Genomic DNA, 26,193 nt, shown 5'->3' with positions numbered 1-26,193 from the left:
GTTAAGTCAATGCATAAAAAGGTACTCAAGGGCGCTAAATGGATGCCTGGACGTATACTACCGATGAAGGACGTGGAAGACTGCGATAAGCTTCGGGAAGCTGTCAACAAGCTTTGATCCGGAGATCTCCGAATGGGGAAACCCAGCATGAGTCATGTCATGTTGCCACTTGCTGAACACATAGGCAAGCGAGCGGGAACCATCTGAACTGAAACATCTTAGTAGGATGAGGAAGAGAAAGTAAATAACGATTGCGAAAGTAGTGGCGAGCGAAATCGCAACAGCCCAAACCTTTTAAGTTTTTGCCTATTAATTTAGGCAAATAAGTTGATAGACGAATACTTATAAGGGGTTGTGATATTACATATGACCAAGTCAGAGAATTTGATTCATTCAAATAATCTGATTTGCGATAACTGGCTATCAACAGTTAGTAAGGTAAGAAATCGGCGTGGTTAGTAGAATAGTTTGAATGACTAGCCAAAGAACGTGAAAGCCGTGTATATGAAAACGACGCTGACCTTATGTATGTTTTATCGAGTAGGACGGGGCACGAGAAACCCTGTTTGAATCTGGCTGGACCACCAGCCAAGGCTAAATATAGTATACGATCGATAGTGAACTAGTACAGTGATGGAAAGGTGAAAAGAACCCCGGGAGGGGAGTGAAATAGATCCTGAAATTTAGTGCCTACAAGGAGTCGGAGCCGGCTTGTCCGGTGACGGCGTGCTTTTTGTAGAACGATCCAGCGAGTTAATTTTTACAGCGAGGTTAAGTCAATTGACGGAGCCACAGTGAAAGCGAGCCTGAATAGGGCGATTAAGTTGTAAGGATTAGACCCGAAACCGGGTGACCTAACCATGAGCAGGTTGAAGCCACTGTAACAGGTGGTGGAGGACCGAACCAGGATACGCAGCAAAGTGTTTGGATGACTTGTGGTTAGCGGTGAAATGCCAATCGAACTCGGAGATAGCTGGTTCTCCTCGAAATAGCTTTAGGGCTAGCGTCGTGTTAGTAGCACATGGGGGTAGAGCTCTGTAAAGGACTGGGGCGGGCAACTGTACCCACCCTTAACAAACTACGAATACCATGTGTGTAATCACGGCAGTTAGAACATCGGTGCTAAGATCGGTGCTCAAAAGGGAAACAGCCCAGACCATCATCTAAGGTCCCTAAATTAACGTTCAGTGGGAAACAAGGTGAGATTTCTTAAACAGCTAGGATGTTGGCTTAGAAGCAGCCATTCATTTAAAGAGTGCGTAACAGCTCACTAGTCAAGAGATCTTGCGTGGAAAATGTAACGGGGCTAAAACGTTATACCGAAGATATGGATTACACGCTAAGTACAAAGTTAAAGTTGTGCTACAATCAATTTATGGAAAATGAGATTTACATAGGTAGCGTTTATAAACACTATAAAGGCAATAAGTATGTTGTTGTAAGTATAGCTGTTCATACTGAGACGCTTGAAGAGCTTGTAGTTTATCGAGCCATTTATGGCGACGGAGAATTATGGGCTAGACCTAAGAAAATGTTTTTGGATAATACTGAAAAGAACGGAAAGATCATTCCAAGGTTTAAATTGATTAAGAAACTTTGATTTTGTTCTTAGTGTGTAGTGGTAGAGGAGCGTTCCTATCAGCAGTGAAGTCGAATCGGAAGGTTCGGTGGAGCGGTAGGAAGTGAGAATGCTGGAATGAGTAACCATAAGAGAGGTGAGAATCCTCTCGGCCGTAAGAGCAAGGTTTCCTGAGCCATGGTAATCATCTCAGGGTTAGTCGGGCCTAAGCCGAGGCGTAGAGCGTAGGCGATGGACATCAGGTTAATATTCCTGAACCGGTTAAGTTTTGTACACTGTTCACGGGGAAGTAATCGAAGCGGATTCATGGTTTATCCGTCCAACCGAGCGGGAACGCAAAGGGAGTGAAAGTGATTCTTCGGAGTCACGATTTTGGTGAAAGCCCTGGCTAGAAAAGCAGGTGTACGCGTGGACTTAGCCGCCCGTACCGCAAACCAACACAGGTGCTCGAGTCGAGTAGACTCAGGCTTACGAGCGAACCTTCGCTAAGGAACTCGGCAATACAGCGACCGTAACTTCGGGATAAGGTCTGCCCCCACTTCGGTGGATATCAGCCGCGTTCACTCAGTGAATATTAGGTTAAAGAGTACATTTTTAATCACAAAACGAATTTTCTGAGATAGAGCAAACGAATTGTTCTTTTGAACGCGAACCTCTGGCATCTAGCGATGTGGGGGCCGCAGCAAAAGAGCCCACGGAACTGTTTATCAAAAACACAGGTCTCTGCTAACACGAAAGTGGATGTATAGGGGCTGACTCCTGCCCAATGCTGGAAGGTTAAGGGGAGCGCTTCACGGTGCGAACTGAAGCCCTAGTCAATGGCGGCGGTAACTATAACCGTCCTAAGGTAGCGAAATTCCTTGTCAGGTAAGTTCTGACCCGCACGAATGGAGTAATCATGTGGGCACTGTCTCAGCGAAGGACTCGGTGAAAGTGCATTGGCGGTAAAGATGCCGTCTGTCCGTACCAGGACGAAAAGACCCCATGGAGCTTTACTACAGCTTTACATTGAATATGGTTTCAACATGTGTAGCATAGGTGGGAGACTTTGAAGCAGATACGCCAGTATTTGTGGAGTCACCAAGTGAAATACCACCCTTGTTGTGATTGTGTTCTCACGCTGACCGTTATCCGGTTAGCGGACCGTGTATGGTGGGTAGTTTAACTGGGGCGGTTGCCTCCTAAAGAGTAGCGGAGGCGTTCAAAGGTTGGCTAACTTCGGATGGAAATCGAAGTGATAGTGTATGCGCATAAGCCAGCTTGACTGTGAGGAGTACATTCCAATCAGAGACGAAAGTCGGAGCAAGTGATCCGCTGTACGTACATTTGTACATGAATGTGGGATCGACAGCGCAAACGGATAAAAGTTACCCTGGGGATAACAGGCTTATAGCGCCCAATAGTTCACATAGACGGCGCTGTTTGGCACCTCGATGTCGGCTCATCACATCCTGGAGGGGGAGCACCTTCCAAGGGTTCGGCTGTTCGCCGATTAAAGTGGTACGCGAGCTGGGTTCAGAACGTCGTGAGACAGTTCGGTTTATATCCGGTATGGACGATAGGAAACTTGAGAGGATCTACCCCTAGTACGAGAGGACCGGGGCGGACGCACCTCTGGTGTATCGATTGTGGCCACCTGCTGCATTGTCGAGTAGCTATGTGCGGACTAGATAAGCGCTGAAAGCATATTAAGCGCGAAACTAACCTCAAGATAAGGTTTCCCTATGAGGACACAGAAAGACTATCTGTTTGATAGGCGCAAGGTGGAAGTACAGTAATGTATGGAGCTAAAGCGTACTAATAGTCCCATTGCCTTTTTATGTCCTTGTCCGTGGAGTTTATACTTGCATAAACATTGCGGATAAGGTAGACTTAACTAGTAATTGGTGCTTTTCAAAAGTACCAGTCAATTAAAAATCAATTCCGTGCTGATGTTGGACATCGAAGAAAGGGGTTTGGCCCACCGTGGAGTATATACGGAACCAAGCGTCGTAACCCCCTCCTTCGGTGCCCATAGCGAGGAGGAAACACCTGTTCTCATTCCGAACACAGAAGTTAAGCTCCCCAGCGGCGATTATACTGCGAAAGTGGGAAACTAGCACGGTGCCGAATTATAAGAAAGCCATCCTAATAGGGTGGCTTTCTTCTTTGTCTTAAAACGTTTGTGGTATGTTTTGGCGGGTGATAGAATATAAGTATGTGTATAGTGTGCAGGGTGGCTACTGGCGGTATGGCGATTGCTGTTGCTCTAACGCCAACGATTAACATAACAGCACCCAATGAGAATAAGAGTGATGCGAAGAAGGTGATTAGTGCTAAAATTTTCTCTGAAATAAAATCTCCCTCTTCTTTATCAAACTTTAAAGCGCCAGACATTCAGATTCCAGATTGGCACTCCGCATCTCAATCGTCAAAAAGATCAAATTCTGGAGTGAAAAAAGAAGTCACATATACAATATCAACAAAGGGCAAGGTCCGATCAAACTTGTCTGAATTCTCGAAGCAGGTAAATGAAACCCTAAACGACAATCGAGGTTGGGCTCGTATGGGAGTTGTTTTTAAAGAGGTGAAAGAGGGTGGAAGTTTCAATTTAGTTCTGTCGCAAGCCGAATTAATGTCCTCGTTCTCATCAGGCTGTGATGCGGATTGGAGCTGTCGAGTCGGGTCTTCTGTCATTATCAATGATAATCGATGGTCTGGCGCGACTGCAGCGTGGAATAAAGCGGGTGGTGATATTCGTGATTATCGACATATGGTAATCAATCATGAAGTTGGACATTGGTTGGGGCATGGGCATTTGAATTGTTCTGGGGTTAATAATCCAGCGGCGGTTATGCAGCAGCAATCAATTGATTTACAGGGGTGTGTTTTTAATCCTTGGCCGCTTGATAGTGAATTATGGTCAACTACGCTGGGAATAGAACTATGAAATTGATAAAAAATCACCATACACTTAAATTAGCTATTGCCATGAGTTTTATAACGCTGATAATGATATTGGCATATGGATTTGTGAGCTGGAAATCTTGGGAAAACGTTCAAAGCGTAACAAAAAACACTAATGAGGTGGAGAGCTCGCTGTTTATTAATTTGCAAAAAGACAAATTATCCGCTGAAAAATTGAACGAATATTTGGTTGATTTAAAAAATAAACGCCAAAGCTGCGAGGTGGTATTTTTTATATCTTGGCAGAAGAACGTTAATGCTAGATTTAAAAAGTATTCAGAAGAATGCAATAAATCAGTAGAGAAGATGAACCGAACTATACAGAGTATAGAGAAGATTGTTAGCTTTATGGAGTTCGATAAGGAGTTGATCGGTGAAATACGTACGGTGTCAGATGAGTTATCGAAGACCAGGCAAAATGACTTTATTGCTATGGAGAAAATATGGACTGGCGCAAAGAAGAGGTTGGAATCCAGAGAAAACGAGGTTGACTTGCGTAAGTTAGCGATGAAGAGAATAGACGCTATTTTATTGGCTGTACGTGATCTGAAGTCGGCTAACGAAAAGAAAGACAGTGACCAGTTTACTATAGCCAGGGATAAATTTACCGTTGCTATTAACGCCTGGATTGGTTTGCAAAATGAACTAACACAAGAATCTCAGCTTAGGATAGATAATCTGTTAAGAGAGTTTTAGAATGACTCTATAATAAAAAATAGCCCCCCTGTGTGATGGGCTATTTTTCTTCTCGAATCTCGCAGAAAACGAGAATTTTTTGTGGTGGAACTCATAATCTCTAAAGCTCCAACAGGTGCCGTCAGTAACTGACTTTATTAGTATAGCTAACGCGTCAGTAAAATGCAATATTTTATTCACAATAAAAACTACTTATGTAAATATTGACAAAGCGTTAGTTATATGCTAGTATATAAACATAACACATATCATGTGTGATATATAAAGGTGAGGGTTTCCATTTAAATTTATGTGGAAATCTTTTTTAAAAATGGAGGAAAACCTTCCTATGGCAGGAACAAAGGCTGGCGGCTTAAAGGCTGCTCAAAAAAATCTAGCTCGTGATCCAGATTTTTATGCAAAAATCGGACGCAAGGGCGGTAAAAACGGTCGGACTGGTGGCTTTGCCGCAAATCCAGCTTTGGCTCGTATCGCTGGTGCTAAGGGCGGACGCATTTCACGCCGTACTAAGAAGACAGTACAAAAAATTGCAGAATAAGACCGCTCCAATCTCTTAAAATTAGCCTCCGTATGAGAGGCTTATTTTATTTGATATCTTTTAAGTTGGCAGGATTTCGCCTGATTTACGCGCCATTCTGAGTGGCAATTAATACACTTGTAAGATGAGGAATTGGTCTGTAATCCAACTGCACTACAGTGAGGACAAAGACTGCGTTTATGTAGCCAATCCCTGTAGCTATCTAAAGAATCTTGAATATTATCGTCGTCCATACTGATGGTTAATCTGTATTTTGGCGCCAAAGTATCAACGGCGTACTCCCAGGCGGATCTCTCCATTTCGATTAGCTGAATGTCGTGTTGATAATTTTTATGACCAAGTTTAGCATGGGCGATTTCGTGTAAAAGTTGCACTAAGTCTTCTTGCGAATCTAATTTTTCGTAATAGACTGTTTGTGAATTAGGGTTCCAGGAAAATACTTCACCCTCCTTGAATTGCAGTTCTGGAAAATCGTGTTCAATTTGAGGTAAGCTGACTGATGGCATTGTCGTAGCATCCGTATAATACAATTTCTTCTGGGTTAGGGGCACTGATTATTTTTGGTACAGATATGGCGGCGGGTAAGTTTTCTGCCAGGAGGCCGCTTAAAATATCTGAAAAATAGGATGTGAACACTCCCACGCTCCCGCCAATAACAACGACATCTGGTTGTGTAAAGGCAATGAGTGGTTGCAATCCAGCTTTTATCCTATTGGCGACCTCTTCCCAGATTTCCAGGGGGGTGTCTGATGATAATTCGCCAAAAATTCTCTGTAAAACTCTACCCGCAGTAATTTCTTCCCAAGTGGTAATCTTGCCATTGTAGTTCAAAGACATATGTCCGCCCTCGCAATCGCTAAGTTCTTTATGTAGATTTCCATTCAGGATTAGGGAAGTGCCAACGCCGGTTCCTAGAGTGATGTATAGACCGCATCTGGGAGTTTTGGGCAATCTGAGCATGCTTGCCAATCCTGCCATATTGGCGTCATTTGCAATAAATATTGGTATATTAGGAAAATATCGGGAAAGTAGCTCGCGGATAGGTTGATTTTTCCAACCGAGATTTTGACACCACACTGCCATGCCGTCTTTGACTACTCCTGGCAGAGCTACAGAAATTGCGTCAATTGGCTTATCGTTCGTAATCAGGTGAATTTGATCGGCAATGCGTTGAATGTATTGGTCTACGTTTTTAGGGGTGGGGAACTTGATGATACGCTTAGGATTTTTTTCCTCGTCAAAGCTGGCTACTAATGTTTTGGTCCCACCTGTGTCAACCGTAATAATCATATATTTATTATATCACCAGCTTTACTTATAAGAGGTCATTATGATATAATAAAGAAAATTTGAGTGGAGATATAATATGAAGCGAGTAAATCAGGCTGGGTCAATTGGAGTTTTTGTAGTAGTAGGCGCTATTTTAGTGGCTATATCTTTGGCTGTTCTTTACGGAATTAGGCAGAATAATTTGTCGCAAGATGGGTCGCCAATTTCTAGCGATTTGGTAGCATCAGAGAATAGCAATAAGAATTCACAAAACAACAGCACATCTCAGCAGTCCGCAGATCAAAAAACGAATAATCAATCAGGCGGAAGAGGTGAGGCTCGAACCGACGTGAAGACTGAAGAGTCGAAAAAGACAACTCCTACATCTGAATCTTCTCAGTCTCAACAATCGCCATCATCTACAACGCCAGCTCCTTCTACTCCTTCTAGGCAATCTGATAAAGGATTGCCAAAAACTGGACCAGAAGATGTAGCTGTTTCTGCAGTGGCTTTTGGTATTTTGGTGTTTTTAACAGTGGCTTATCAGCGATCTCGCTATCTTATCTAGCTTTGACTTCTATCTATCTGTTGTGATATAATTGTGATAATCTGTGGGGATATTTTTATTATGTCCCTGAAGAATAATATCAATTTTAAGGAAGGGGTCTTTAGAAGACTTATGGCAGATGCCAAAATTACAATGGATGACTTGCTGGCTCAAGCAGGTGATAGTGTTAAACAACTTACTGTCGGTGAAACAGTTGACGGTACTGTTTTATCAGTAAAGAAGCACGAAATTTTAATCGATTTAGGACCTTTGGGTGTTGGCTTGGTTCCACGCCGCGAAGTTAGCCTTTCAAAGAACTACAATGTTGGCGATTCAGTAATTGCTAGCGTAATTGATACCGAATTGGAAGACGGTTATTCGCTACTTTCATTGCGCAAGGCTGCGAAAGATCGTGGTTGGGATGAAGTTATGGCTAAATTGGAATCTGGTGAAATCATCACCGTTGTACCATACGACGCTAACCGTGGTGGACTTCTGGTCGAATACGAAGGTATTCGCGGATTCTTGCCAGTATCGCAATTGTCGGCTGAACACTATCCTCGTGTAGGCTCTAGTGACAAGGACGAAATCTTGCAACGATTGAACAGCTTGGTAAAGAAGGATATCAAGGCGCGAATCTTGGACGCTGACCGAAAAGCTAATAAATTGATTTTCTCTGAAAAAGAGGCGGTTAAAGAGGGTCTGGCGGAGCGATTCCAGAAGTTGGCAATCGGTGATACAGTTACAGGTGTTGTTACAGGTGTTGTTGACTTTGGCGTATTCGTTAACGTTGAAGGTATTGAAGGTTTGATTCACATCTCAGAAATTAGCTGGGAGCGTGTTAATAACCCATCTGACTACGTAAAAGTTGGTCAAACTATCGAAGCTAAGATCATTGCAATCGACAAAGAGCGCTTGAGTTTGAGTATGAAGCAATTGACTAAGGATCCATGGTTGGATGAAGTTGAGCAATTTAAGCCTGGCGAGAAAGTTGAGGGAACTGTAACTCGAATTACTCCATTTGGTGCATTCGTACAGTTGAGTCCAGCGGTTGAAGCTTTGGTTCACGTGTCAGAACTTGGCGGTGACGGTACTGATCCTGAAAAGGTATTTACGTTGAACGAGCGTAAAGAATTTACAGTTTTGGATATCGATAAGGAAAATCGTAAGATTTCTCTTTCGCTCGGCAAATCATCAAAGAAAAAATAATACAAATCCCCTGAAGCGTAGCTACGCCCAGAGGTGAGAGGAGCTTATTATGGCAGAAAAAATCGTCAATATTGCGGATTCGGTAACGGTTGGCGAGTTGGCCGAAACTCTGGGGTTGTCAGTAACTACGCTGATTGGTGAATTGTTTAAGAACGGAATCGCTGCGACAATTAATCAGCGACTAGATTTTGAGACTGCACAGATTATTGTTGAAGAATTGGGGCTGGATGTGCAGCTGAAACGGAAGACGGTTTCAGCAGAAATCCATCACCATGCGCACAAATTGTCAGATAAGGCAGTTCCTCGTCCGCCAATTGTGGCTGTGATGGGGCATGTTGACCACGGTAAAACGAGTTTGCTAGATGCGATTCTTGATAAGAAAACAGCGGCTAGTGAAGCTGGAGGAATTACTCAGCATATTAGCGCTTATCAAGCTCAGCGTAACGGACGGACTATCACTTTATTGGACACTCCAGGTCACGAGGCTTTTGCGGCGCTAAGGCAGCACGGAGCTACATTGACCGATGTGGTGATTATCGTGGTGGCGGCGGATGATGGAGTTAAGCCTCAGACTGTTGAAGCTATTCGATTTGCCAGGTCAGCTAACGCTAAAATTGTGGTGGCAATTAATAAGATTGATAAAGAGGCGGCTAATCCGCAACTAGTAAAGACTCAATTGGCGTCTGAACATGGCTTGAATCCTGAAGAATGGGGTGGCGACACTGTGATGGTTGAGGTTAGTGCAAAAACTGGTCAGAACTTAGACAAGCTTTTGGATATGGTTTTGTTGGTGGCGGATATGGAAGATTTACGTGCGGATGAAGATGTTCCTGCTGAAGGTTTGGTTATTGAGGCGCACATGGAAACTGGTCGTGGTGCCGTGGTTGGTTTATTGGTGGAAAATGGTCATTTGAGACCTGGTCATTATTTGGTTGCTGGGACGGCTTACGGGCGAGTCCGAACGCTTCAAGATTTCCGTGGTAAAACCGTTAAAGATGCCGGTCCAAGTATGCCAGTGAACATGACCGGATTTAAGGAATTGCCACAATTCGGTGATGGATTTGAGATTGCGAAGAGCGAAAAAGAAGCTCGCAATTTGGCGCAAAAGGCTAAAATTGAACAGGAGAGAATGGCAGCCACAACCAATGTTACTGGCGCAGATATTCTTAAGATGATGAATCGGAAACTTGATGCGGAAGAATTTAACGTAATCGTTAAGGCCGATGTTCAGGGTTCGGTAACGTCTGTGGTTGATAGTTTGAAGCTGATTGATACGAATGGCGAAGTTGAGCTCCATGTTGTTGGAACTGGTGTTGGCAATATTTCTGAGAACGATATTCATTTGGCGGTCGGTGAAAATACGGTGATTTATGGCTTTAATGTCGATTTGCCACCAGCAGTTAAGCGGTTGGCGGCGCGTGAACATGTGGAAGTGCGGATTTTTAAGGTAATTTATGAATTGTTGGATGACGCTAAGGCTTCAATGGAGGCTTTGTTGGCGCCAGAAATCGTTGAAACTGAAATTGGTGAGCTGGAAATTAAGGGTGTATTTAGGACGATGCGCGAAGAAGTGATTGCTGGCGGTGAAGTGAAGCGCGGTAAAGTCGCTAAGGACTTGCTGGCGCGCGTAAAGCGTGGCGGAGAGCAAATTGCTGAAGTGGAAGTTTCTTCTGTGCAACGTCAGCAACAAGAGGCAAAAGAGGTCTTTGAAGGCGAAATGTGTGGATTGAGCCTCAGGACGAAGAAAAAGATTACCTTAGAAATTGGCGACAAATTGGAGTTCTTTACTAGGGAATTAGTAAAGAAGACACTGGGGTAGACTGTCCTAAGTATTGACTTTTTTATGTATTTATGATAGTATCTTAGATATACATAAGTTTATTGCCATTCTGCGTGCAGAAGGCGAAAGGAAACCACCACAAAATGAGCAAAACACCCGAAGGACGTCCATCCAGTGCAGACGTCAAAAACAATTCCGAGAAGTTGTCTTCTGCGCTTAGAAGAATGGGTCGGGCTGCAGCGAAAGCGGCAAAAAAGACTTGGGAGACAATGATTGGCAGGGATTCTGGCGAGCAGGCTAAAAATACATCCGACACAATCGCTCCTGAGGCTCCTGTAGAATCGGGCGACACTAGTCCAATTGCTATGTCTGAGGAACAATTGGAAGGTCTGAGAAATACTCCTGAATATCCTGTTTATCCTAAATCTTCTCTCCCTAAATTTGTCACTAAACCAGACGGTCGTCAATATCCTGTTTATCCTGAACCTTCTTTCCCTGAATTTGTCACTACGCCAGACGGTAATCGATCTCCTGTAGAATCAGGCAATACACCTGCTGCTCTAATCGAGCCGCCTAAACCTACACCTGCTGCTCTAATCGAGCCGCCTGAACCTACACCTGCTGCTCTAATCGAGCCGCCTGAACCTACACCTGCTGCTCTAATCGAGCCGCCTGAACCTACACCTGATGAACTAGATAGAATTAAGTGGAACGACTATATGAGGGATGCGGCTGCTAAACGTTTTGTTCTTGTTCATCCGACGACTGAAGAGGATCTAAGGAAACTTGAGAGTTTTGGGGTAGATATTTACTCAAGATATAGTCCAGAAGTGGTTTCTAGATATAAAGATGAAAACGCAATAGACAAAGATATGTTTAGCACGACGATCCCTAACGTGGATAAACCAAAGAAGGATGATAATCCAGAAGGCTTAACACCATACGAACAGGCTATGCGAGATAAATATCTTGGTTATGAGCATGATGATGCTGAAAAAACCGAGATGAGCCCAGAAGAACATAAAGCTGCTGCTAACCTTAAAATCGCTAGGGAGAGGTTTGCTAAGGCTAGTATCGCCGTTGAATCACACTTCTTTAAGAAGTTCTTTGGTGGAAAGAAGCGCCAAGCTGAATTAGAAGCTGCTACGGAACAATTGAAGCAGTGCGAATTGAAATACATGAGTCTTAAGTTTGCTGATAAAATCGAAGCAGCAAAACAGGATCCAGAAAAGCAGGCTGAATTAGCAGCGGAAATGGCTCAAGCAGCGTTTGCAAGTATGCAAGAAACCTCAAGAATGACGACAGATAAGTATGACAACATGCTCGATGATCGTGGTAAATTTAAGAAAGCTGCGGCTAAAGTTGGTAAATGGTTTAATAAGGGTGGTAAGATTGCTCAGTGGCTGAAGTTGGGTGGTGCTGGTTTTGTGGTAGGTACTGCTACAGGAACCTTTGCTGGAATTGCTGGATGGCCTATTACGACGGCTGTCGGTATAGTAACGAAATTGGGAGTTGCTGGAGCAACAAAACAAGCTGTTCTGGAGGAGCATCGTGGCGAAGATCGCATAGCCGCTGATGACCGTCTTGAAACTATAGATCCTTCATTTGAGAAAGCTGTGGCCAACATGAAAATTGGCGATGCTATGGAGCGTGCAGTCAATGTATCAGTTGACAATCTTAAGGATGTGAGTATAGAGAGGCGGGATGCCCTGCGTAAGAAAGTAATATCATCATCAGGTAAGTATGTTGTTGGTTTTGTCTTGGGTGGTGTTGTTGGTAGTTTCATTAATGACTGGTGGGCTAACTCTGCACACGCTACTGGACCTGAGGGTAGTGCTGATACAACTCCACAATCTGGTGATGATCAAATACCACAGTCTGGCAACAAACCTCTTATAGATAACCCTGCTGCCAAAACAATCGGAAATAGTGTTAATCCAGATACGCCAAATTTTAGTTCTTACGACTATCCTTGGAACTGGGCTGCTGAGAAGTTTGGTGACGCAAACGCAATGGATCAACTTCATAATCTGGCTGATAAAGCCATGGCTGACGGTCATACCGTACAGTGGTTTGATGGCCCTGGCGGACCATGGCTGAAGGTTGACGAATCTAGTGCTACTGAGCACGTGTTGGGTGTATTGAGTAGATACGTTTAATAGATAAAATATAAAATAAACAAGGAGATAAAAAATGTTTGAAATTACTGACGAATTCTTAACACAGGCTGGTTTTGGATCACTACCCTCAGATAAGAAAGAGCAGATGAGGGAAGATGTAACTAACAGCGTCCAGGATAAGATCATAAGGAAGATTTTACTGGCTGTTGGTGAAGCGAAGCTGGATGAGTTTATGAAATTACTGGATGGCGACGATGTTCCCGCGGTGCTTAATTGGTGTGCAGATAATGGCATTGATTTAACAGAAATTGTTCAGTCGTCGATGAATGAGACGATGGCTGAATTGCAAAAATTATACAGTGATGCGCTTAATATGGTGCGTGGATAGTAATATCAAATAGTTACTGGTATAATTTAACCTAAGCATATAGACGAAAGAAAAGGAGGACTATGTTCCAACTGAATGAGGAATTTCTTAAAGAATTAGGACTGGATCAGTTGCCAGAAGAGCAGCGAAAGCCATTTTTGCAGCATATTTATGGCGAACTGGAATTACGAGTTGGCGAGCGCCTAAGCCAGGGTATGAGTGATGCGCAACTAGAGGAGTTTGCGGGAATTATCGATAAAACACCTGGTTCTGTGGATGATTTTTTGGCAAAGCACGCTCCAAATTATCAACAGGAGCCAATGCTTCAGAGAATGTCGCAAGCTTCAGGTTTGCCTATTGATGATCCGCGCTTGAAGGACGAATTTGCGGCTACTAAGTGGTTAGAGGTTAACCGCCCAGATTATCGTGACGTTGTGGCTGCAGTGATGGCTGACTTGAAAAAGGAAATTATAGCGAATAAAGACGCTATCTTGGGTTCAGCCCAAGCGTAATTTTATGCGGACGATAAAATAACCCCTCATGTGGGGTTATTTTTTATTTGTAGCCTCTTAGATAATCTTCAGCGGTCATTGTTTTTCCGCTGGGTGCGATGAGCTCGTCGATAATTAAATAGTTGCTATCGGAGAATTTTCTATCAAGATGAGAATTCGGAGTTTTGTCGCAATGGGATTTCGTGATGATGATATCTCGATCGTCGATTGTCATTCGACTACGCGGAAATCCGAGGTGTGCGCGGACGTGAGCTTCAGCCTCGGCGGCGGTCATACGTTCCGTATCGAGCCACGAATCGTCCTTGCTTAATAATTGGCAGTACGAAGCCTGAGAATCGTCCTGCGGTGTTGGTTGAAGATTTCCATTGATGATGTTTGGCAGGTTTTTTATTAGCAGAGAAGTGCCGTCGTGGAATAGTTTGTCGTATAATTCGAACTTTGTTTCTTTTCCAGTGAGTGATTGTTGAGTTTGGGCGTATATAGGGCCGGCATCCATTTTACTATCAAGTTGCATTATTGATACGCCAGTTTCGGTATCTCTGTTGACTATGGCTGATTCAATAGGTGAAGGCCCTCGATATTTTGGCAGTAAAGAAGGGTGGACATTGATAATTCCTGGTGTAAATAAGTCGATAATTGACTGGGGAATGATTTTTCCGTACGCAACCAAAACGCCCGTTACTGGCTGAAGTTGTTTTATGTAGTCGGTAATTTCACTGACTTTGTTTGGCTGCAAAACTGGAATATTGTGGGACTTGGCGAATGTTTTTACTGGAGGTTCAGTAAGTTTGTGTCCGCGACCGCGCTTGGTGTCGGGCTTGGTGATAACGCAAACAACGTTAAATCCCTCTTCAACGAGAGCTTCTAGGGTAACTAGACTGTAATTTTCAGTTCCAAAGAATACTATTTTCGGCGATGTCTTTATCATAATCTAGCGGTTGCAACTCGCCTTTCTCATCGAGCGTATAAAAAGCGTCTTTCTTGTCCTTAATATGGTCTATAAAAACTAATCCGTTACAGTGGTCTATCTCGTGCTGCAATACGCGCGCCAAAAATCCTTCGGCTTTAATTCGCACTTCTTCGCCGTCTAAATTCATGGCTTTTACGCGAATTTTACTATAGCGAGGAACTTTTCCGTAAATGCTTTTAACGCTTAAGCATCCCTCGAAGTCTTCGACAATTTCACCTTCATATTTCACGATTTCTGGATTGATAAGAGTGATGAATTCGCGAGTTGACTTTCTTTCAAAGTCGGCTCGAACAATCACGACACGTTCTAATTTGTCGACTTGCACAGCAGCCAGGGCGGCGCTAATTTCGTGAGGTCTGGAGTCCTCCCAGTCCAGTGCGGCTGCGGTCATTTCGTCTGCCAGCTTTATAACATCATTAGTAACAACGTGGATTTTCGATGATTTTTGGCGAAGATGTGGGTTTGGTAATGTGATGATATCGTCTTTTGTCATTGCTATAATTATACCAGAAATTACAGTAGACTTACAGGGTCAAGCTCGTACTGCCAGTGTGATGACGGCAGGAAGTTTAAGACGTCGAGAAGCTCTTGTCGTTTGGGACTTTTTACTACGATTTGCCATCGATATGTATCGCGGACGCGCTCATAAAAAGCGGGCGTTGGTCCAAAAACTTCAATGTTATCAAAATTGGATTTTAATAGTTCGGACAATTTTTTAGCGTTCCTTATGGCAGCAGCTTCGGTTTTATAAACGCAGGTTAGTTTTAATAAGTAAGTAAAAGGCGGAAAGTTGGTTTTTTGTCGTTGAGATATGGTTCTTTGATAAAATTCTGTATAGTTTTGAGAGAGTCCATTTGTGATGGATGGGTGGCTTGGCTGGTATGATTGGACGACGACTTCCGTTGGCGTGCTTGACCTGCCGACGCGGCCGACGACTTGGGCGAGCAATTGGAATGTTCGTTCGGGCGATGAATAGTCAGGAAGGGAAAGTCCGGTGTCAGCCTGAATGACTCCGACGACCGTTAAATGTGGCAAATTCAAACCTTTGGCGATAACTTGCGTGCCGATAATTATATCTATTTCGCCATTTTTCAGTTCATCGTAACGCTCGTCCACGGTAGCCTTCAAATCGGTGTCTTTATCAAATCGAGCAATTTTTTTGTTCGGGAATAACCTCTGTAATTCGTCTTCAATTCGCTTAGTTCCGATACCTTTATGAACGATATCGGCGTTTTTACATTCAGGGCAACTAGTAGGAACTTTGGTCGAAAAACCGCAAATGTGGCATGACAATTTATGACTATCCGCATGCAGGGTAAGTGGAATAAAACAGCGTGGACAGCCAGCCTGCCAACCGCAGTTATCGCATAATGTGATTGATGCTGTGCCGCGCCGATTGTGAAAAATAAGAACTTGCTCGTTTTTTGATAATGCTGTGTTTATAGATTTCAGAAGTGGGTCAGAGAGAAATTGATGTTGAGTAAAATTGTTGCGCTTTGTCATGTCGACCAGCGTCACGTTGGGGCGAACGGTGTTTGGTCTTGCTGGTTTTGTCATTGTAATGATTGGCGTGTTTGATTTTTTTGCAACGTAATAGTCGGCGACTGCTGGGGTGGCGCTACCTAGAATTAGTTTGCCGCGATGTTGATTTGTAAGAACTGAGGCGACGCGGAGGGCTGAATATCGAGGGGATTGCTCCTGCTTGAAGCTCGGTTCGTGACACTCATCAATCACCGCAAGTCCGAGCTGTTGCACAGGCATGAAAAGAGCAGATCGCGGGCCGATGATTACTACCGGATCGTTTGAGCTGATGACTCTTTTCCAGATTACATATCGTTGAGCTTCGGTTTGTTTGGAATGGGTGACTATGACATTTGGCAGATGAGCGGAAAATTCAGCAACTAGTTGCGAAGTTAGGGCGATTTCGGGGACTAAAATTATTGACGATCGCTCTTCTTTTAGGGATTGTTTGACGGCTTCTATGTACACTAAAGTTTTTCCTGAGCCAGTTACGCCGTGTAAAAGTACTGTTCCGGAATGGAAACTTTCGATGGTCTGGAGAGCTGCTTTTTGCTCATCTGTGAATACATTTTTTGTTCGACTTTCTACTGGATTAACTGAGGTGGACTGGTTAATTGAGCGACGTTTTTTGGATAATCCGCTGGGTAAAATTGCTTGCCAGACGGTCGCTTGGTGCGTAGCGTAATATTTACTCATCCATATGGCGGTTTGAACGAGTTCGATTGGCAAGGGGTATTCTTCAACGATTTTACTAATTGGCTTGACCTCGAAATCGGGCTGGCGAACTTCTTGTAGAACTACGCCAATAGCATTGATTTTGCCGATTTCTATAGCAACAATCATTCCGGTTGGTAGTCTTTTTTCCGAAGAATACGTAAACGAACTCGCGTCGGCGCGGACGATTCTTGTTGGCGAAACCAAATAGTAATGCATGTTCATATTATATCGCGAAAAAAATGCTAAAATAAGCATATGTATTTTGAGAGTCGTTCGCAGGCTGGGGCAATTCTGGCTGATCAAGTACTGGAAAAGTATCGCTACGAAAACTGCGCAGTGGTTGCAATTGGTGAAGGTGGCGTGCTGATTGGTGAGCAAATTGCAGTGAAGCTTCACTGTGTCCTCATGATGTTGTTGAGTGAGGGGATTGAGATTCCCGGGGAAAGTTTAAGCATTGGGGCGATGTCGCAGTCTGGGCAATTTACGTATAATAGTCAATTTTCTGACGGTGAAATTAATGAATACACTAGTGAATTTCACGGTTATCTGGAAGAGAAAAAGCGCGAGGCTCATCAGAAAATGAATAGGCTTTTGGGCGATGGTGGAATTATTGATAAGGATATGCTGAAGGATCGGGTGGTGATTTTAGCAAGTGATGGTTTTGGCGATGATTTATCGGTTTTGGACGTGGCTTTGAGTTTTCTGAAGTCAGTTCGGATTGAGAAATTGGTGATTGCGGTGCCGTTTTGTGGTGTGGCGGCGGTGGATAAATTGCATATGACGGTTGATGAAATGCATATCTTGGATGTGAAGGAGAATTTTATGGGATTAAATCATTATTATGAAGATAATACATTGCCGTCCAAAGAGGAAACGATAGCGAAAATTAATCAGGTTATTTTGAATTGGAAGTAAAAAACTTGTCGGGTGTTGTAAAATTGTGATAAACTTTAATTAAGAAAGATGCGTTAGGGAGGTTATGTTAGACGTTTTTATTACATCTAGGGTGCGGCGAAAAATTGTAGTAGTATACGCTAAGTATCCTGATTTTCACACACATGTTCGCGGGTTAGCAAAGCTAATTAAGGAAGATCCCGGAAATATTCAGCGAGAGTTGAAGCGATTAGAAAAAGTTGGATTTCTGCAGAGCGAGAAGCAGGGGAATTCGCGTACGTATTTCACTAATAAACAATTCCCAATTTTTAAGGAATTGCAAAGTATGGTGATTAAATCTCAGCAATATTCAGCGCGATCAAAGCGCGGCATGGCTGATAAAGACTAATGACATTATTTGAGAAAATTTTAGCAGCTCGAGGCTTAACTACGCGTGCGGCACGTGAGGAATTTTTGCATCCGAATTACGCGTCAGTAAAGCACGATCCGTTTTTATTGCCAGATATGAAAAAAGCGGTGGACCGCTTGAAAAAGGCGCACGCCGAGGGTGAGAAAATTGTTATTTACGGCGATTACGATATTGACGGGCTGAGTGCAACGGCAATTTTGTTAGATGCGTTTGGCAAGTTTGGCTTTAAGGAAGTTGGTGCGTTTATTCCGAATCGGTTTGTTGAGGGTTACGGAATGACGATGGGCGCCGTTGATAAGGTACGAAATATGGGTACGGATTTAATTGTCACGGTTGATACGGGAAGTTTGTGTCATGCGGAAATTGAATATGCGTCGAGTTTGGGGATTGATACGGTGGTGACTGATCACCATAATGTTGCTGAGACTCCGCCGCCGAGTATTGCTGCGGTTAATCCGAAGTTTCCTGGTCATAAATATCCGTTCCGCGATCTTTGCGGTGCTGGTGTAGCGTTTAAATTGGTTCAGGCTCTACAAACCGAACTGGACGGGTTGCCAGACGGTTACGAGAAGTGGCTATTGGATCTGGTGGCGCTGGGGACGGTTTGCGACATAGTTACGTTGGCGGATGAAAATAGGGCGAATGTCTATTGGGGCTTGGAGGTTTTGAAAAAGCAGAGGCGTCCTGGTTTGAAGGCATTGATGTCGGTAGCGGGAATTGAGCCGGAGAAGGTTAATGCTAGGCATTTGGGATTTGGTCTGGGTCCGCGAATGAACGCGGCGGGTAGATTGGAGACGGCGCAATATGCTCTGGATATGCTGACGGCGAGTGATGGTTTGGAGGCGTTGGAGGCTAGCGAAAAGCTGGAAGAATTGAACATTAAGCGTCGCAGCATTCAGGACGAGATTTTTGACGAAGCTTGCCGGCAGGCGGACGATATGACTGATGATAGAGTTTTGGTGGTGAATAGCGGCAATTGGAATCACGGAGTTATCGGCATCGTGGCGTCAAAGTTGGTTGAGAAATATAAGAAGCCAGTTTTTATAATTGGCGAGCGTGGTGACGAGGCTACGGGTTCGGCGCGAAGTTTTGGTGATTTTTCTGCGGCTGATGCGGTTCGCGCAGCTGACGACATCATTATTAAAGGTGGTGGTCACGGAGCGGCGGCGGGCGTGACGCTGGCGACCGAGAGAATTGACGATTTTAGGCGACGAGTGAATGAGTTTTATGATTCGCTGCAATTAAAAAATCAGAAATTATATTTGTTGCCGAGAGCTGACGTTGAGATTGACGATTTTTCGGAAATTAATGAGGAGCTGATTGATAATTTAGCAAAGATGGAGCCATTCGGCAATGGGAATGCCGAGCCTATATTGAAAATGACTGAAGCGACGGTTTTAAATGTGAGGAGAATGGGTGCGGATGGACAACATGTAAAATTGACTTTGCGTGATAAAAATGACGTTGTGCTGCAGATGCTGGCTTTTAATGCGCCAGAAGAATTTTTCCGTGAAGTGGGCGACGAAGTGTCTGCTTGGTTTCAGCCGACCGTAAATGAATGGCAGGGAATGCGGTCTGTTGAAGGGCGATTATTACATTTGGCCTAGGCGTAATAGTTGCATTACTTAGATATATATTGTATAATAAATCCAATAGTTTAAATTTATTTGGAGTGAAGTTCTTGTGAAATCGGAAAAACTTTGGGTACTATCTGAATCTACGGATTATTCTTTTGAGAACGGGTTGCGAATTGCTGAGATTTATCCTGACTTAAGACAGGGAAATACTATACAACTTGCTACGCAGGAAGATATGCGTCGCTTGGCTGAGGAATCTTACAATTCAAACCACATAAATAAGACTGTTGAACAACTGAAAGATCCGCGCTATATTCGTGTATTTAGTGGACTGGGTAGAGTTGGGATTGAAGTCGCGATATTTGGTAATGAAAATGCGAATAAGATTCAGGCTGTTTTGTATGGATGGGGAGGAAATTTCCGTCATCCAAACGCAATTCGAGAAGCTGCCGTTCTGGCGTGCGAGAATCCGGATAAGGCTATTATGGTTGTGAATATGCCGGGAGTGGGTAATTCTGGGATGCTGCCTGAGTCTGTTCGTAAGGAGATACGAAAGACTGGTAGCTACGATAGCTTAGGGGAATATGTTGGTCCAGTAATTGACCATGTCGCGGAAGATTTCGACGAGGTTAGTGTTGGTGGGCATTCTTTGGGTGGTCGTGTTGCGACGTCGTCAGTTGCTCACATGGAGTCTAAGGTTAATGAGCTGCGAATATTCGATCCTGTGGGATCGCGTAAAATGGGGATTGTTGCTTTGGGGTGGAATTTCATAGGAAAAGAAGGCGTGGAATTGACGCGTTACGGCAAGGAATCATTGAGTCCAAGCGCAAAAGAACTGGGCTTGGAGTTCTTGCAGAGAGAAGATCCTAAAGTTATTGAGGAAGTTGGTAAACTCTCAGGAGAGTCAAGTGTCGAGTTTGCTTCGCCGAAACAAGGTTGGCGCCAGCAATTCCTTACTGATCCTTTCGCCTTAAGTAATGATGGCTTATTGGAAGATTTATTGAAAGCCGCACCAAATGTCCGAAATAGTATTATTATATTTGTACCCGAAGGTAGTCATTTGACTAATATGCGTGACATGGCTCGCATTGTCGGTATTGTGAATGGTGAGCCTAAGTCGACAAGTGCTGAAGCCGGACTATATGGAATTTTAAACAACCACACTCACAATGTCATGAACGACCCTACTGCGTTAGCGATTGTGTATGGCGCTGACACTAAAGATCTCGCCTTGTCCGCCTAAAGCTTGCAGGGTGATTGCTGCATTTAGCTTAGGTGTAATAGTTGCATTACTTGTATAGTAGATGTATTGTTATAGTGTATTAATATTTTTGGGTGGGAGAATTTTTTAGGAGGTTTGGTAATATGGAGTTTTCTAATAGCGGCAGAGGGGAGATTATATATCAGAAAGATACACGCCCTAGCCTGGGGGAGGTAGCGCTAAAGTTACTGGTTGATTTTCCCGAAGGTGGTAATTTTACATGCGCGGAGGAGCTGTCTGGCGAAGCCTTAGCTCACCTTAAAGAAGAGTATGATGTCGCAGCGGGTGAATATGATAGACTAGCTAAACGTTTGTATATAGCCTCTAGCTGGGGTTCTTTAGGACCAGAACAGGCGCGTAGATTATGGATGTCAAGAAATAAGTCTAATCCTGAGGCGGTAGCGATAATAGAGGAGGCTTTTGGTCGCTTAAATTCTCTAAAGGGCAGAATGGATGAGATAAATAATGGCGTTCGATTGTCTTTATCTGGTGGTGATGCGAATGGAGAAGTTCCTGGTGATTTGGCTTGGCTAGAAAATATTCCTTGTGACTTTGCCGGAGTTGAAGTTTCCAAAAATAATGATGGTACGTATACTGTCAAGATCCCTGTTACAGAATACAAATCTGACTGTACTGGGTATTGGGCTGATTCGATCACTTATACTATTACGCTTACTTCTGATGATGAGGTATTAAATATCACGTCAGAGAGGGTGAAGCGATAATCTAGTTGGCAAATACTTTCTTATCTGTTATAATGTTTGCAGTATGGTACAAGTAACACGTAAAGATCAGAAGGAAGCGAACGAAAATATCATTCGTCGTTTCAACCGCAGGGTTTTGCAAAGCGGTGTTTTGGCTCGCGCTAAGAGCGTTATGCGTTTTGAAAAACCAATTTCAAAGACCGAGCGTCGTAAAAAAGCTATTATTCGCCGCGAGCGACGAGCTGAAAAAACGGCAAAAATGCGCCTAGGGGTGCGTTAATGTCTGCGCTAAAAGAGCGCATTACTAGTGAAATGAAAGCCGCTCTATTGAGCGGCGATCGTTTTCGTGGTGATGTTTTGCGTAATCTAAAAGCAGCAATCTTAAACGAAGAAGTTTCTTTGGGCAAGCGAGAAGACGGCTTGGATGATGCTGAAATTGAAAAAGTCGTTGCTCGAGAAGTGAAAAAGCGCGTCGAAAGTGCGGATTTATATCGAAAGAATGACCGTGCGGAGTTGGCGGAACCTGAAGAAAAAGAAGCGGAAATTCTACGAGAATTTTTGCCAGAGCAACTTGGTGAGGCGGAAATCTCGAAGATTGTAGAAGAAGTTATTGCGGGTATGGACGATGTCTCAATTCAGAAAATGGGACAAGTTATTGGCGCGGTAAAAAGTAAGGTCGGCAATGCCGCGGATGGCGCGTTGGTGGCAAAAATTGTTAAAGAAAAACTTACAAAATAGGAGGAAAAAATGATTGTATTTTTTGGGCCAGCCGGTGCTGGTAAGAGTGTGCAGGGGCAGATTTTAGCGGCGCGTCACGGTTGGCGTTGGCTTAGCGCTGGGCAGCTGTTGCGCGATACTCACGATGGCGAATTGATTCATCGTATGCAATCTGGCGAACTGGTGCCAGTAGAAACTATCAACGGTTTGATGGGCGAGGCTCTTAATAAAGCTAAGGATATTAATGGCGTAATCCTGGACGGCTATCCACGACAATTGGAACAGGCTAAATGGCTGATTGAGTCGCGTTCACACCATGGAAAAGATGTGAAGTTGGTGATTGTGCTGGAAGTTCCGCGTGATGAAATTCTGGAGCGTTTGAGGGTTCGCGGTCGAGTTGATGACACGCCTGAAGCAATTGACAAGCGGCTCAGTATTTATCGAGGTGAAATTTATCCAATTCTGGATTATCTAAATGAAAACGGCGTTCCAATTGTACATATGAGCGGCGTTGGAACTGTCGGGCAAGTTCATGATGAAATCGAGAGAGAGCTGGTCAGTCGCGGCATCGTTGAGGGTGTAAAATGAGTCAATTGATCACTGGAGAAAAAACTCCGCAACAGATGAAAGATATGCGCGAATGCGGCAAGATGCTTGCGACAATTTATGATGAATTGAAAAAATCCGTAACGGCTGGAATGAGTGAGTTGGATGCTAATTATTTTGTAGCCAAGCGAATTAAAGATTTTGGCGCAGAGGCGACTTATCTTACGGACGAAGTGAAGTTCCCGGGAGTGATTTGCGTATCGACTAATGAGCAATTGGTGCATTCTTTCCCGACCGAATATGTTTTTGAAAAGGGCGACGTGGTTAGCTTTGACTTGGTGATTGGCTATCGTGGAATGAAGACGGATAGTGCTTTTACTATGGTTGTCGATGAAGAGCCTAAGGGTGCGAAGAAACATTTGTTGCACGCAACTGAACAGAGTTTGTATGCGGGAATTGACGCGATAACTGGCGATGGAACGCGAGTTGGCGATATTTCAGCGGGAGTGGAAGCTGTGCTGAAGAAGGCCAAGCTTGGAATAATCCGTGAACTAGTTGGTCATGGTGTGGGGCTGAGTATGCATATGGAGCCAGAAATTCCGAATTACGGCAGGCGAGGAACTGGTCCGATTTTGCACGCTGGCGACACAATTGCAATTGAACCGATGGCGAGCTTGGGCGGTGAGAAAATTATCACCGACAGCGACGGCTGGACAATTAGTATGAAAGACGGCAGCCTGGGGGCGCATTTTGAGCATACGGTATTGATTACTGAAACTGGCGCTGAAATTCTGACGAAGCTTTAGGCTAATTCGCTTGCCAAATTATAGACATAACCTGTATAATAGAGCTTATGCAGGAGCAATCTCGATATGTGGTAGGAATTGATATTGGCACGAAAAACGTGCGCTGTGTCGTTGGTTATATTGACGCAGAAAATGGTGCGCCAAAAATTGTTGGCGTCGGTGAAGCGCCGAATAGCGGAATGCGAAAGGGAACCGTAACGAATTTGAGCGGCCCAGCTGAAGCTATCGATAAGGCCTTGGAGCCAGCCGAGCGAATGAGTGGTCATCAGATTAACGCAGCTACATTGAGCATTAACGGATCTCATTTATTAAGTACAAAAGCCGACGGAATGATTACCGTTGGAACCGTTAATAATGAAGTCACTCATGATGATATATTGAGGCTGGAGGAAGTTGCTACAACTGGAAAAGTGCCACAGAATAGAGAGATTTTAGATATTATTGCGCACGCGTATAGACTGGATGGTCAAGATAATATTAAAGATCCAATTGGTATGACTGGCGCGCGTCTGGAAATTAGAGCGAATGTCGTGTCTGGTTTGGTCCCTCACATTACTAATCTACAGAAGTCGGCGGAAATGGCTAAGGTTGAGGCTGTATCTGTTGTTCCGTCAGTTTTGGCGGCAGCTCAATCCGTTCTTACGGAAAGTCAGCGCGAAAACGGCGTTGCGGTGATTGATTTTGGCGCGGCAACTACGGGAATTGCTATTTATGAAGAGGGCGATTTACAACATCTGGCGGTTATTCCAATGGGCGGTCAGAACGTAACAAACGATTTGGCTATTGGGCTTAGGACGGATCCGGAAATTGCGGAAGTTGTGAAATTGGCGCATGCGAGATTTGGTGGCGAGACTTTGGGTGAAGTTGAAACGAAGGTTGAAAAGCAGACGTATAAATTTAACCAAGAAGAAATTGACGAGATTGTTCAAGCGCGATACGAAGAGATTTTTGAAGCAATTGCTAAAGAATTGAAGCGAGCTGGGCGACTAGGAAAACTGCCGAGCGGCGTTGTGCTGGTTGGCGGTGCGGCGAAAGTCAAGGGTATGGTGGAGTTTACGAAAGATCAATTGAGCGTGGCGGCACGCTTGGGTGTTCCGGCTGGCTATAGTGGAGTTAGCGATGAAGTGAAAGGCGCGGAATTTTCGGCTGCGGTTGGTCTGATGTTGATTGATTCTATGGGCATTTCGCAGCAGGTGAAACCGATAGTTGGCGCAAATGATGTCACTAAAAAAGCTGGCGGTTTACTCAAAAATATTTTCGCTAGATTTAAATAAATGATATACTTTATGTAAGGATTAAGAGAGGGAATATATGCCGCAAATACAACCAAGTGAAGTTCAAACATTTGCCAGCATAAAAGTCGTCGGTGTCGGCGGCGCTGGTGGCTCAGCTATTAACCGAATGAAAGACGCTGGTCTAACTGGCGTTCAGTTCATTGCTATGAATACGGACGCTCAGGCGTTGCATAATTCGAAGGCTGACATAAAAATTCATCTTGGTCGTGACGCAACTAATGGTTTGGGCGCTGGTGCTGACCCTACTGTTGGTGAGGCCGCAGCTAATGAATCTCGTGACGAAATTAGGGAAGCGCTAGAGGGTGCAGACATGGTATTTGTGACAATTGGTGCTGGTGGCGGAACTGGTTCCGGTGCTGGCTATGTTGTGGCAGAAGTGTCGCGCGAGCTTGGTATTTTGGTAGTTGGTGTGGCAACTCGACCGTTTAGCTTTGAGGGTGAAAAGCGCCGAGTTAACGCGGATTGGGCGATTTCTCACTTGGGACGCGAGGTTGATACCTTGATTACTATTCCAAATGACAGATTATTGCAAACGATTGATCGCCGAACGCCGCTACTGGAAACATTTAAGATTGCTGATGATGTTTTAAGGCAGGGTGTTCAAGGTATTTCTGAACTGATTACTGAGCATGGTTTGATTAACCTTGACTTTGCTGACGTTAAGGCGATTATGAGTAATGCTGGTTCGGCTTTGATGGGAATTGGACGAGCAAGTGGTGATGACCGAGCGGTTCAGGCGGCGCAGCAAGCTATTGAAAGTCCGCTAATTGAGGTGTCGATTGATGGCGCCAAGGGTGTATTGTTCAATGTAACTGGTGGCTACGACATGAGTATGGCGGAAATTCAGGAGGCTGCAGAAATTATTACTAGCGCTGTTAGTCCGAATGCCAACATTATTTTTGGTGCGACTTTGAAGCCGGAAATGGAAGACGAGCTGGTCATTACGGTGATTGCGACAGGATTTGATAGCGATACATTCCGCCAGCAGGAAGTTAGCTTGACTGTAGGCGACGACACGAAACCTGCCGAAACAGAAGTTGATGACGAAATGGTTAAAAATATTGACCTAGAGTTGGACAGGGAAGAATCTGCCGAAAGTTTTGCGACTGAGCCAGAAACTAATATTTGGGAAAATCCAACCGTCGAATCTGACGATGATGAGGATGATACGCCGGCATTTCTGAGGCGACGAAAGAAGAACAAGGAGTAGATA

Annotated in this window: 25 protein-coding genes and 2 rRNA genes; 22 read left to right on the top strand and 5 right to left on the bottom strand. The window is 44.1% G+C overall.

Annotated features, from left to right (window positions below; genetic code table 11):
• The first annotated feature begins 14 nt into the window (after nucleotides 1-14).
• The 5 genes from LRM49_RS03125 to LRM49_RS03105 all read left to right on the top strand — a co-directional run bounded on the left by LRM49_RS03125 (nucleotide 15) and on the right by LRM49_RS03105 (nucleotide 5,759).
• Nucleotides 15-3,401, top strand: a 23S ribosomal RNA gene (locus LRM49_RS03125).
• 181 nt (nucleotides 3,402-3,582) lie between these two features.
• A 5S ribosomal RNA gene (rrf, locus tag LRM49_RS03120) occupies nucleotides 3,583-3,691 on the top strand.
• 118 nt (nucleotides 3,692-3,809) lie between these two features.
• Complete coding sequence (locus tag LRM49_RS03115) at nucleotides 3,810-4,508, top strand: DUF3152 domain-containing protein (protein ID WP_243777757.1); 699 nt, start codon at nucleotides 3,810-3,812, stop codon at nucleotides 4,506-4,508.
• Nucleotides 4,505-5,221 carry a hypothetical protein gene (locus LRM49_RS03110; protein WP_243777756.1) on the top strand — a complete coding sequence of 239 codons (717 nt, stop codon included), beginning with the start codon at nucleotides 4,505-4,507 and terminating at the stop codon, nucleotides 5,219-5,221. Before LRM49_RS03115 ends, LRM49_RS03110 begins: the two co-directional genes overlap by 4 nt.
• 328 nt (nucleotides 5,222-5,549) lie before the next feature.
• Complete coding sequence (locus LRM49_RS03105) at nucleotides 5,550-5,759, top strand: con-10 family general stress protein (protein ID WP_129637339.1); 210 nt, start codon at nucleotides 5,550-5,552, stop codon at nucleotides 5,757-5,759.
• 41 nt (nucleotides 5,760-5,800) lie between these two features.
• Here LRM49_RS03105 and LRM49_RS03100 read toward each other — a convergent pair whose 3' ends face one another.
• Together LRM49_RS03100 and LRM49_RS03095 are read right to left on the bottom strand one after the other, a co-directional pair.
• Nucleotides 5,801-6,265: a hypothetical protein gene (locus LRM49_RS03100; RefSeq protein ID WP_243777755.1), complete on the bottom strand. Its 465-nt coding sequence runs from the start codon at nucleotides 6,263-6,265 to the stop codon at nucleotides 5,801-5,803.
• Nucleotides 6,237-7,049 carry an ROK family protein gene (locus LRM49_RS03095; protein ID WP_243777754.1) on the bottom strand — a complete coding sequence of 271 codons (813 nt, stop codon included), beginning with the start codon at nucleotides 7,047-7,049 and terminating at the stop codon, nucleotides 6,237-6,239. Before LRM49_RS03095 ends, LRM49_RS03100 begins: the two co-directional genes overlap by 29 nt.
• 76 nt (nucleotides 7,050-7,125) lie before the next feature.
• Between LRM49_RS03095 and LRM49_RS03090 the strand changes: the two genes are divergently transcribed.
• From LRM49_RS03090 to LRM49_RS03065, 6 genes are all read left to right on the top strand, one after another.
• Nucleotides 7,126-7,596 carry a hypothetical protein gene (locus LRM49_RS03090; RefSeq protein ID WP_243777753.1) on the top strand — a complete coding sequence of 157 codons (471 nt, stop codon included), beginning with the start codon at nucleotides 7,126-7,128 and terminating at the stop codon, nucleotides 7,594-7,596.
• A 111-nt stretch (nucleotides 7,597-7,707) separates the two neighbouring features.
• Nucleotides 7,708-8,784: a 30S ribosomal protein S1 gene (locus tag LRM49_RS03085; protein WP_129635204.1), complete on the top strand. Its 1,077-nt coding sequence runs from the start codon at nucleotides 7,708-7,710 to the stop codon at nucleotides 8,782-8,784.
• A 49-nt stretch (nucleotides 8,785-8,833) separates the two neighbouring features.
• On the top strand, nucleotides 8,834-10,603 hold the full coding sequence (gene infB / locus LRM49_RS03080) for a translation initiation factor IF-2 (RefSeq protein ID WP_243777752.1): 1,770 nt from the start codon (nucleotides 8,834-8,836) through the stop codon (nucleotides 10,601-10,603).
• 104 nt (nucleotides 10,604-10,707) lie between these two features.
• Nucleotides 10,708-12,723 (top strand): hypothetical protein, encoded by a 2,016-nt coding sequence (locus LRM49_RS03075; RefSeq protein WP_243777751.1) that lies wholly within the window; start codon nucleotides 10,708-10,710, stop codon nucleotides 12,721-12,723.
• Nucleotides 12,724-12,757: 34 nt separating this feature from the next.
• Nucleotides 12,758-13,072 (top strand): DUF5663 domain-containing protein, encoded by a 315-nt coding sequence (locus LRM49_RS03070; protein ID WP_243777750.1) that lies wholly within the window; start codon nucleotides 12,758-12,760, stop codon nucleotides 13,070-13,072.
• Between the two features lie 62 nt (nucleotides 13,073-13,134).
• Nucleotides 13,135-13,563, top strand: a complete 429-nt coding sequence (locus LRM49_RS03065; protein WP_243777749.1) for a DUF5663 domain-containing protein — start codon at nucleotides 13,135-13,137, stop codon at nucleotides 13,561-13,563.
• A 43-nt stretch (nucleotides 13,564-13,606) separates the two neighbouring features.
• Here LRM49_RS03065 and fmt read toward each other — a convergent pair whose 3' ends face one another.
• The 3 genes from fmt to priA are packed head-to-tail and all read right to left on the bottom strand — an operon-like array spanning nucleotide 13,607 to nucleotide 16,987.
• A complete protein-coding gene (gene fmt / locus LRM49_RS03060; protein ID WP_243777748.1) occupies nucleotides 13,607-14,491 on the bottom strand; it encodes a methionyl-tRNA formyltransferase in 885 nt (294 codons plus the stop codon).
• A complete protein-coding gene (def, locus tag LRM49_RS03055; RefSeq protein WP_243777747.1) occupies nucleotides 14,451-15,026 on the bottom strand; it encodes a peptide deformylase in 576 nt (191 codons plus the stop codon). The genes fmt and def overlap by 41 nt, the downstream gene beginning before the upstream one ends.
• A gap of 20 nt (nucleotides 15,027-15,046) precedes the next feature.
• Nucleotides 15,047-16,987: a replication restart helicase PriA gene (priA, locus tag LRM49_RS03050; protein ID WP_243777746.1), complete on the bottom strand. Its 1,941-nt coding sequence runs from the start codon at nucleotides 16,985-16,987 to the stop codon at nucleotides 15,047-15,049.
• A 39-nt stretch (nucleotides 16,988-17,026) separates the two neighbouring features.
• On the opposite strand from priA, the gene LRM49_RS03045 reads away from it, so the two are divergent.
• From LRM49_RS03045 to ftsZ, 11 genes are all read left to right on the top strand, one after another.
• Nucleotides 17,027-17,686, top strand: coding sequence for a phosphoribosyltransferase (locus LRM49_RS03045; RefSeq protein WP_129632282.1), 660 nt, complete (start codon nucleotides 17,027-17,029; stop codon nucleotides 17,684-17,686).
• 64 nt (nucleotides 17,687-17,750) lie between these two features.
• Entirely contained in the window at nucleotides 17,751-18,053 is a 303-nt protein-coding gene (locus LRM49_RS03040) for a helix-turn-helix domain-containing protein (protein WP_129632285.1), read from the top strand.
• On the top strand, nucleotides 18,053-19,681 hold the full coding sequence (gene recJ / locus LRM49_RS03035) for a single-stranded-DNA-specific exonuclease RecJ (RefSeq protein ID WP_243777745.1): 1,629 nt from the start codon (nucleotides 18,053-18,055) through the stop codon (nucleotides 19,679-19,681). The genes LRM49_RS03040 and recJ overlap by 1 nt, the downstream gene beginning before the upstream one ends.
• 76 nt (nucleotides 19,682-19,757) lie before the next feature.
• Nucleotides 19,758-20,894, top strand: coding sequence for an alpha/beta hydrolase (locus LRM49_RS03030; RefSeq protein ID WP_243777744.1), 1,137 nt, complete (start codon nucleotides 19,758-19,760; stop codon nucleotides 20,892-20,894).
• Nucleotides 20,895-21,016: 122 nt separating this feature from the next.
• Nucleotides 21,017-21,637 carry a hypothetical protein gene (locus tag LRM49_RS03025; RefSeq protein ID WP_243777743.1) on the top strand — a complete coding sequence of 207 codons (621 nt, stop codon included), beginning with the start codon at nucleotides 21,017-21,019 and terminating at the stop codon, nucleotides 21,635-21,637.
• A 43-nt stretch (nucleotides 21,638-21,680) separates the two neighbouring features.
• Nucleotides 21,681-21,896, top strand: a complete 216-nt coding sequence (locus tag LRM49_RS03020) for a 30S ribosomal protein S21 (protein ID WP_039326918.1) — start codon at nucleotides 21,681-21,683, stop codon at nucleotides 21,894-21,896.
• On the top strand, nucleotides 21,896-22,354 hold the full coding sequence (locus tag LRM49_RS03015) for a GatB/YqeY domain-containing protein (protein WP_243777742.1): 459 nt from the start codon (nucleotides 21,896-21,898) through the stop codon (nucleotides 22,352-22,354). The genes LRM49_RS03020 and LRM49_RS03015 overlap by 1 nt, the downstream gene beginning before the upstream one ends.
• A 9-nt stretch (nucleotides 22,355-22,363) precedes the next feature.
• Nucleotides 22,364-22,921 (top strand): adenylate kinase family protein, encoded by a 558-nt coding sequence (locus tag LRM49_RS03010; protein WP_232273042.1) that lies wholly within the window; start codon nucleotides 22,364-22,366, stop codon nucleotides 22,919-22,921.
• Nucleotides 22,918-23,685: a type I methionyl aminopeptidase gene (gene map, locus LRM49_RS03005; protein WP_243777741.1), complete on the top strand. Its 768-nt coding sequence runs from the start codon at nucleotides 22,918-22,920 to the stop codon at nucleotides 23,683-23,685. Before LRM49_RS03010 ends, map begins: the two co-directional genes overlap by 4 nt.
• 47 nt (nucleotides 23,686-23,732) lie before the next feature.
• Nucleotides 23,733-24,959 (top strand): cell division protein FtsA, encoded by a 1,227-nt coding sequence (gene ftsA / locus LRM49_RS03000; protein WP_129632303.1) that lies wholly within the window; start codon nucleotides 23,733-23,735, stop codon nucleotides 24,957-24,959.
• 37 nt (nucleotides 24,960-24,996) lie between these two features.
• Nucleotides 24,997-26,190 carry a cell division protein FtsZ gene (gene ftsZ / locus LRM49_RS02995; protein WP_243777740.1) on the top strand — a complete coding sequence of 398 codons (1,194 nt, stop codon included), beginning with the start codon at nucleotides 24,997-24,999 and terminating at the stop codon, nucleotides 26,188-26,190.
• Nucleotides 26,191-26,193 lie beyond the last annotated feature (3 nt).

Source organism: Candidatus Nanosynbacter sp. HMT-352 (genome assembly GCF_022819365.1).
Lineage (GTDB): Bacteria > Patescibacteriota > Saccharimonadia > Saccharimonadales > Saccharimonadaceae > Nanosynbacter.
The sequence above is the reverse complement of the archived record's forward strand: the minus strand, read 5'-3'. Positions and strand labels throughout refer to the sequence as shown.

Excerpts from the sequence above, each read along its gene's own strand:
- infB (WP_243777752.1), top strand. The coding sequence starts at position 8,834 with ATGGCAGAAAAAATCGTCAATATTGCGGATTCGGTAACGGTTGGCGAG.
- priA (WP_243777746.1), bottom strand. The coding sequence starts at position 16,987 with ATGCATTACTATTTGGTTTCGCCAACAAGAATCGTCCGCGCCGACGCG.
- LRM49_RS03010 (WP_232273042.1), top strand. The coding sequence starts at position 22,364 with ATGATTGTATTTTTTGGGCCAGCCGGTGCTGGTAAGAGTGTGCAGGGG.
- LRM49_RS03105 (WP_129637339.1), top strand. The coding sequence starts at position 5,550 with ATGGCAGGAACAAAGGCTGGCGGCTTAAAGGCTGCTCAAAAAAATCTA.
- LRM49_RS03075 (WP_243777751.1), top strand. The coding sequence starts at position 10,708 with ATGAGCAAAACACCCGAAGGACGTCCATCCAGTGCAGACGTCAAAAAC.
- def (WP_243777747.1), bottom strand. The coding sequence starts at position 15,026 with ATGACAAAAGACGATATCATCACATTACCAAACCCACATCTTCGCCAA.
- LRM49_RS03100 (WP_243777755.1), bottom strand. The coding sequence starts at position 6,265 with ATGCCATCAGTCAGCTTACCTCAAATTGAACACGATTTTCCAGAACTG.
- LRM49_RS03015 (WP_243777742.1), top strand. The coding sequence starts at position 21,896 with ATGTCTGCGCTAAAAGAGCGCATTACTAGTGAAATGAAAGCCGCTCTA.
- LRM49_RS03115 (WP_243777757.1), top strand. The coding sequence starts at position 3,810 with ATGGCGATTGCTGTTGCTCTAACGCCAACGATTAACATAACAGCACCC.
- LRM49_RS03020 (WP_039326918.1), top strand. The coding sequence starts at position 21,681 with ATGGTACAAGTAACACGTAAAGATCAGAAGGAAGCGAACGAAAATATC.
- LRM49_RS03095 (WP_243777754.1), bottom strand. The coding sequence starts at position 7,049 with ATGATTATTACGGTTGACACAGGTGGGACCAAAACATTAGTAGCCAGC.
- fmt (WP_243777748.1), bottom strand. The coding sequence starts at position 14,491 with ATGATAAAGACATCGCCGAAAATAGTATTCTTTGGAACTGAAAATTAC.
- LRM49_RS03045 (WP_129632282.1), top strand. The coding sequence starts at position 17,027 with ATGTATTTTGAGAGTCGTTCGCAGGCTGGGGCAATTCTGGCTGATCAA.
- LRM49_RS03040 (WP_129632285.1), top strand. The coding sequence starts at position 17,751 with ATGTTAGACGTTTTTATTACATCTAGGGTGCGGCGAAAAATTGTAGTA.
- LRM49_RS03110 (WP_243777756.1), top strand. The coding sequence starts at position 4,505 with ATGAAATTGATAAAAAATCACCATACACTTAAATTAGCTATTGCCATG.
- recJ (WP_243777745.1), top strand. The coding sequence starts at position 18,053 with ATGACATTATTTGAGAAAATTTTAGCAGCTCGAGGCTTAACTACGCGT.
- ftsZ (WP_243777740.1), top strand. The coding sequence starts at position 24,997 with ATGCCGCAAATACAACCAAGTGAAGTTCAAACATTTGCCAGCATAAAA.
- LRM49_RS03085 (WP_129635204.1), top strand. The coding sequence starts at position 7,708 with ATGGCAGATGCCAAAATTACAATGGATGACTTGCTGGCTCAAGCAGGT.
- LRM49_RS03065 (WP_243777749.1), top strand. The coding sequence starts at position 13,135 with ATGTTCCAACTGAATGAGGAATTTCTTAAAGAATTAGGACTGGATCAG.
- ftsA (WP_129632303.1), top strand. The coding sequence starts at position 23,733 with ATGCAGGAGCAATCTCGATATGTGGTAGGAATTGATATTGGCACGAAA.
- LRM49_RS03090 (WP_243777753.1), top strand. The coding sequence starts at position 7,126 with ATGAAGCGAGTAAATCAGGCTGGGTCAATTGGAGTTTTTGTAGTAGTA.
- LRM49_RS03070 (WP_243777750.1), top strand. The coding sequence starts at position 12,758 with ATGTTTGAAATTACTGACGAATTCTTAACACAGGCTGGTTTTGGATCA.
- map (WP_243777741.1), top strand. The coding sequence starts at position 22,918 with ATGAGTCAATTGATCACTGGAGAAAAAACTCCGCAACAGATGAAAGAT.
- LRM49_RS03025 (WP_243777743.1), top strand. The coding sequence starts at position 21,017 with ATGGAGTTTTCTAATAGCGGCAGAGGGGAGATTATATATCAGAAAGAT.